Origin of the sequence: Humidesulfovibrio sp., assembly GCF_035560995.1 — a bacterium.
In the GTDB taxonomy this organism is placed as follows: domain Bacteria; phylum Desulfobacterota; class Desulfovibrionia; order Desulfovibrionales; family Desulfovibrionaceae; genus Humidesulfovibrio.
On record NZ_DATMYK010000365.1, the window covers coordinates 1 to 2,366 of the forward strand.

Below are 2,366 nucleotides of genomic sequence, written 5' to 3' on the forward strand. Positions count from 1 at the left end.
CGCGCACCCTCTGGGGAACGTTCCCCCCGGCCCGCCAACGCCCTTTGGGGTTCGTCGAGTCTTGACCGCGCCCAATTAGGTGTATATACACTCTTCACACGTCTTGCCGCGCCAAGAACAAGGAGCGACGCTTGCCATGAAAAAATGCCCCCCCATGCCCAGCCCTGAAACCGCCACTCCTGGCGGCGATGCAGCCGACACCAAAGTCTGCGCCGGGCCTGCGCCTGAGCAGGGCATCGGCAGCCGTTGCGCCTGCTACAACCTGCGCCGGGCCAGCCGCGCGGTGACGCGCTTCTACGACGGTATGCTGGCCCCAAGCGGCCTCCGGTCCACGCAATTTTCCATACTGGCGGCCACAAACACCAGCGGACCCATGACCATGGGCGCCCTGGCCGAGCGGCTGGCCACGGAGCGGACCACCCTTACCCGCAACCTCGCCCTGCTGGAGGCCAAAGGCTTCATCCTTTCCGAAACCGGACAGGACCGCCGCGAGCACCGCATACGCATCACCCCTGCGGGCCGTGCGGCCCTGCAAGGGGCCATGCCCCATTGGACCGCCGCCCAGGAGGCCATGCGCCAGCACCTGGGCCAAGACCGCCTGGAGCACATATTGAAGGACCTTGCAGCCCTGACCGCGGCTGCGCAGGGTTAGAACCGCAAAGCCACAGGAGCGCAGCATGGACACCCGCACAGTTTCCCACGCCTCCCCCCGGCAGAAGACGCCCTCCACCGTGACGCCGGTACGCTTGAAAACAGCAGAGCTGCGTAGCCTGTGTCTGGAGGCCGGCGCGGGCGATTGCGGTTTTGTGGAGCTTGGCCGCACGGCCTTGGATTTCGAGCGCGCCGACATCCTGGCCGCGTACCCGCGCACGCGCACCCTGGTGGCTCTGGCCTTCCCCCTGAACCCGGAGAACATCCGCAGCCAGGCCCGGCAGATGTCCTCGGCCGAGGTGCACGACGCCACGGCCGAGAGCGCGCACACGGCCCGCAGCATCCTGCGCAGGCTGAACACTCAGGGCGTGCGCGGGGTCGCCGTCCCGGCGGACTTCCCCATGGACATGGGGCGCTTTCCCGGCAAGATCTGGAACGTGAGCCACAAGATCGTGGCCGTGCAGGCCGGGCTGGGGCACATGGGAGTCAACCGGCTCGTCATCCACCCCGTTTTCGGCAACTTCATCCGCCTCACCACCTTGCTCATCGACGCCGAACTGGACGCCTATGGCGCGCCCCTGGCCGATTCGCCCTGCATCCACTGCGGCCTGTGCGAGGCCGTGTGCCCGGTGGGCGCCATCGGCGCGGACAAGCCCTTCAACCTCATGGCCTGCATGACCCACGCCTACCGCGACAACGTGGTCGGCTTCATGGATCTGCTGGACGCCACGCGCAGCACCACGGACATCGAGGCCTTCCGCCAGCGTTTCAAGGACCGGGAGGTGGCGTCCATGTGGCAGTCGCTGATGTACAAGATGAACTACCGCTGCGGGTACTGCATGGCCGTGTGCCCTGCGGGCCAGGTGGGCGGCCTGGCCTGGCAGGGCCGGAAGAAGGCCTTCATGGACGAGGTGTTCCGCCCCCTCAAGAACCGCAAGGAGGACGTGTACGTGGCTCCCGGTTCCCAGGCCGAGGCCCGCGCGCTGAAGAATCCGAACAAAGAGGTGCGCCGGGTCGTTCCCCTGGTGGAACGCAAGGCCTAGGCCGCTCCGGCAGGATTGTTCCCCTTTTTCCGCCCGCCGCCTTGTGCCCGGCCGTCACTTGGCCTAGAGTCCCCGCACAGGCGGGGATGCCCGCCTCTTTTTGTCTGATATCAACCACACGCCTCATTTGGAGCCCTTAATGCGCTACGAACTCCGCCTCATGGACACCCTTTCCGGCGTGGGCTGCTTTGCCGCCCATCCCGGCCCGAACCTGAGCTTTTCCGAAATGCTGGAGCACCTGCGCAGCCACCCGCTGGACGACTTCATGCACCAGCACATGCTGTTCAAGCTGGGCGAGCACCGCACGAAAAAGGTGGAGAAGCTCATGGAGGAGGTGCGTCAGGGCACGCAGATCACCGAGCCGGTGCTGGCGGCGCTTCTGTTCGAGGCCTGCCTGGGGCACGAGCGTTTCGCCCACCTTTTGCCGCGCATGGCGGAACTCGACGCGCAGGAACTCTCCCGCCACACTCCGGCGGTGCACATCCGCTCGCACCTGCTTGCCGACCAGCCCCTGCACAACGCCTGGACCATGCGCATGCAGATGAACATCGTGGCCCACGAGCCCCTGGCAACGCCGGATGAGATCGGCCTGGAAGCACCCTACGCCAAGGACGCGCTGCCCAAGGACCCCGCCGTCACGGTCGCACAGGCGCGCGAGCGCCTGGCCGCCAC

At 66.8% G+C, this 2,366-nt stretch carries 2 protein-coding genes and 1 pseudogene; all 3 read left to right on the forward strand.

Translation table 11 applies throughout. The features are described from left to right. The first annotated feature begins 136 nt into the window (after positions 1 to 136). On the forward strand, positions 137 to 652 hold the full coding sequence (locus VN419_RS14530) for a MarR family winged helix-turn-helix transcriptional regulator (protein ID WP_325647935.1): 516 nt from the start codon (positions 137 to 139) through the stop codon (positions 650 to 652). Positions 653 to 677: 25 nt separating this feature from the next. Next, a complete protein-coding gene (locus VN419_RS14535) occupies positions 678 to 1,694 on the forward strand; it encodes a 4Fe-4S binding protein (protein ID WP_325647936.1) in 1,017 nt (338 codons plus the stop codon). Between the two features lie 139 nt (positions 1,695 to 1,833). Then, a pseudogene (locus VN419_RS14540) lies at positions 1,834 to 2,366 on the forward strand (hypothetical protein); the annotation flags it as partial.

Excerpts from the sequence above, each read along its gene's own strand:
- VN419_RS14530 (WP_325647935.1), top strand. The coding sequence starts at position 137 with ATGAAAAAATGCCCCCCCATGCCCAGCCCTGAAACCGCCACTCCTGGC.
- VN419_RS14535 (WP_325647936.1), top strand. The coding sequence starts at position 678 with ATGGACACCCGCACAGTTTCCCACGCCTCCCCCCGGCAGAAGACGCCC.